At 73.0% G+C, this 2,915-nt stretch carries 4 protein-coding genes; 1 reads left to right on the top strand and 3 read right to left on the bottom strand.

Translation table 11 applies throughout. The features are described 5' to 3' along the window. Positions 1 to 295, top strand: a 295-nt coding sequence (locus tag ACXJKL_RS18575) for a DUF7654 domain-containing protein (protein ID WP_457208484.1), incomplete at its 5' end; no start/stop codon positions are given. A gap of 12 nt (positions 296 to 307) precedes the next feature. Here the strand turns inward: ACXJKL_RS18575 and ACXJKL_RS18570 are convergent. The 3 genes from ACXJKL_RS18570 to ACXJKL_RS18560 all read right to left on the bottom strand — a co-directional run. Further along, positions 308 to 1,411, bottom strand: coding sequence for a DegT/DnrJ/EryC1/StrS family aminotransferase (locus tag ACXJKL_RS18570; RefSeq protein ID WP_457208483.1), 1,104 nt, complete (start codon positions 1,409 to 1,411; stop codon positions 308 to 310). A 49-nt stretch (positions 1,412 to 1,460) separates the two neighbouring features. Further along, the gene (locus tag ACXJKL_RS18565) at positions 1,461 to 2,156 is read right to left on the bottom strand and encodes a hypothetical protein (RefSeq protein ID WP_457208482.1); all 696 of its coding nucleotides are present in this window, start codon (positions 2,154 to 2,156) and stop codon (positions 1,461 to 1,463) included. A gap of 7 nt (positions 2,157 to 2,163) precedes the next feature. Continuing rightward, on the bottom strand, positions 2,164 to 2,915 hold a 752-nt coding region (locus tag ACXJKL_RS18560; protein ID WP_457208481.1), incomplete at its 5' end, for a DegT/DnrJ/EryC1/StrS family aminotransferase.

Genomic DNA, 2,915 nt, shown 5'->3' with positions numbered 1-2,915 from the left:
GGTCGACCCCACGCGCGCCTACGAGGGCGTCTGGAACCGGGGCGCCAGCTATCTCTACCTCGAGCTCGACGGTCCGAGGGACGCACCGGTCGTCGAGGCGCCCGCGCCCGACGTGATCGTGGTGCGCGCCGACCCCTGCTGGCTCGCGGAGAGCGACCTCGACGTGGGGTACGTGGTCACGACCACCGCCGTGACCAGCCGCTGCCTCACCCGGACCAACGAGTTCGGGTGGTACGGCGGACAGCAGCTCGTCTACCGGCTCGACGCCGCCCCGGCCCGGCGCACGCGCGGCTGACCCGGGCCCGGGTCAGGCGCCGGCGCGCACGACCGTGTTGACCGCGGTCACGATGCGCTCGAGGTCGCCCTCGGTCAGGCTCGGGTGCACGGGCAGCGAGATGACCTCCGCGGCGGCACGCGCGGTCTCCGGCAGCTCGAGGTCGGGCGCGACGTCGCGCAGCGACTCCAGCTGGTGGTTGGGGATCGGGTAGTAGACGCCGCAGCCGACCTGGTGCTCCTCGCGCAGGGAGGTGACCACCCGGTCCCGCTCCCCGCCGGCGACGCGGATCGTGTACTGGTGGTAGACGTGGGTCGCGGCGTCCGCGACCGGCGGCACGACGACACCCTCGAGGTGCGCGTCGAGGAAGGCCGCGTTGGCGCGCCGGGTCTCGGTCCAGGCGCCGACCTTGGTCAGCTGGACGCGGCCGATGGCGGCGTGGATGTCGGTCATCCGGGCGTTGAAGCCGACGACCTCGTTGGCGTACTGCCGCTCCATGCCCTGGTTGCGCAGGAGCCGGACGTTGCGGGCGATCTCGTCGGAGACGCAGGAGACCATGCCCCCCTCACCCGACGTCATGTTCTTGGTGGGGTAGAGGCTGAACATCGCGAAGTCGCCGAAGGTGCCGACCTGCGTCCCCTTCCACGTGGCGAGGTGGGCCTGGGCGGCGTCCTCGAAGACCCGGACGCCGGTCTCGGCGGCCAGTGCGGCGTAGGCGTCCATGTCGGCGGGGTGGCCGTAGAGGTGGACGGGCATCACGGCCGCCGTCCGGTCGGTGATGGCGGCGCGGACGCTGTCCATGTCGAGGCAGAAGTGGTCGGGCTCGATGTCGGCGAAGACCGGGGTGGCACCGGTGAGGGCCACCGAGTTGGCGGTCGCGGCGAACGTGAACGACGGCACGATCACCTCGTCGCCCGGACCGATCCCCGCGGCCAGCAGCCCCAGGTGCAGGCCCGACGTCCCGGAGTTGACCGCCACGCACTGGCGTCCACCGGTCACCTGCTCGGCGAACTCCTGCTCGAAGGTCGCGACCTCGGGACCCTGCGCGATCATCCCGGAGCGCATCACGCGGTCGACCGCCGCCCGCTCCTCGTCGCCGACGATCGGCTTGGCCGGGGGGATGAAGTCGGTGGGCATGCGGGAACCTCTCGGGTGGGCGCGCCGGCGGCGCGCGGGAGCAGACGGGTCAGGACGTCGTCCGCGCCCGCCAGGCGGCGATCGCGGAGCTGAGCTGGGGGGGCAGGTCGGCGTCGCCGGCGGCGGAGCCGTCCAGCAGCGCGGCCTCGAGGGCGGGGTGCGCCGACGTGGGCACGCCGAGCCGGTCGAGGCGGTGGGTGTTGAGCCGCCGGGGTCGGGCGGGGACGCCCATGCTGACGACGTACGGCGGCAGGTCGACCGTGACGGCGGACTGCATGCCGATCATGGCGCCGGCCGGGACGGTACGGCGCTGGTGGACCACCGTCCCGAGTCCGATGTTGGCACCGTCCTCGACGGTGACGTGACCGGCGACGACCGCGTGCCCGGAGACCGTCACCTCGTCGCCGACGAGCGCGTCGTGGTTGAGGTGCACGTGTCCCATGAGGTAGCCGTCGTCGCCCACCGTGGTGACGGTCGCCCAGCCGGCGTTGACGGCGACGAACTCCTTGAGCACGTTGCGCGAGCCGATGACGACGCCGAACCGGTCGTCGTGGTCCTCCCAGCTCGCGCTCAGCTCGTGGCCGCGCACCTCCGGGCCGCCGCCGACGGAGACGTGGGCGGCGAGGAAGTTGTCGTCGCCGAGGACGACCGGCCCCTGCAGCACGCAGTAGGGCCCGATCACGTTGCCCCGACCGAGCTCGACCTGGGGACCCAGGACGGCGGTGGGGTGGATGCGGTTGGTCATCGGCCCCTCAGCGGCGCACGTCGCCCGACGCGAGCACGTCGCGCAGCTGGGCGGCGACCCAGTCGAGGTCGTCCTCGACGAGGTTCGCGTGCATGGGCAGGGCGAACTGGGTGCGGAACAGCCGCGCCGAGACCGGGCAGTCCGAGGACGTGCCGTAGACCGGCTGCACGTGGCTGGCGTAGGTGCCGAAGTTGCTGCCGACGCCGCGCTCGCGCAGGGCCATCACCACCTTGTCGCGGTCGACGTCGTCACCCGCGGTCACGAGGTAGGACTGCCACGGGTGGGTGCGGTCGTGGAGCACGACGGGCAGGGAGATGCCCTCGGTGCCGGCCAGGCGCTCGGCGTACCCGTCGGCCGCCGCGCTGCGGGCGGTGACGAGGTCGGGGAGCCGGCCGAGCTGGACCCGCATGATGGCCGCCTGGACGTCGGACATCCGGTAGTTGTAGCCGACCTCGGCGAAGGACGGGACGGCGAGCGTGGCCGCGCCCTCGCGGGACACGGCCGGGGCGATGCCGTAGGTGTGGAGCTTGCGGGCACGGTCCATCAGCGCGTCGTCGCTGCCGACGAGGGCACCGCCCTCGCCGCTGGTGATGCCCTTGCGGCCGTGGAAGCTGAAGGTCGCCAGGTCGGCCAGGCTGCCGGCGGGGCGACCCTTGTAGAACGCGCCGGCCGAGCAGGCGGCGTCCTCCATCAGCCACAGCGAGTGCTTGTCGGTGATCGCCCGCAGCTCGTCGTAGTCGGCGGGCTGGCCGACCAGGT

Source organism: Nocardioides sp. P5_C9_2 (assembly GCF_054049555.1).
This window is presented reverse-complemented; position numbering and strand designations above follow the sequence as displayed.

What these genes read in the sequence shown, in the direction of transcription:
- ACXJKL_RS18570 (WP_457208483.1), bottom strand. Translation starts at nt 1,411, where the DNA reads ATGCCCACCGACTTCATCCCCCCGGCCAAGCCGATCGTCGGCGACGAG.
- ACXJKL_RS18565 (WP_457208482.1), bottom strand. Translation starts at nt 2,156, where the DNA reads ATGACCAACCGCATCCACCCCACCGCCGTCCTGGGTCCCCAGGTCGAG.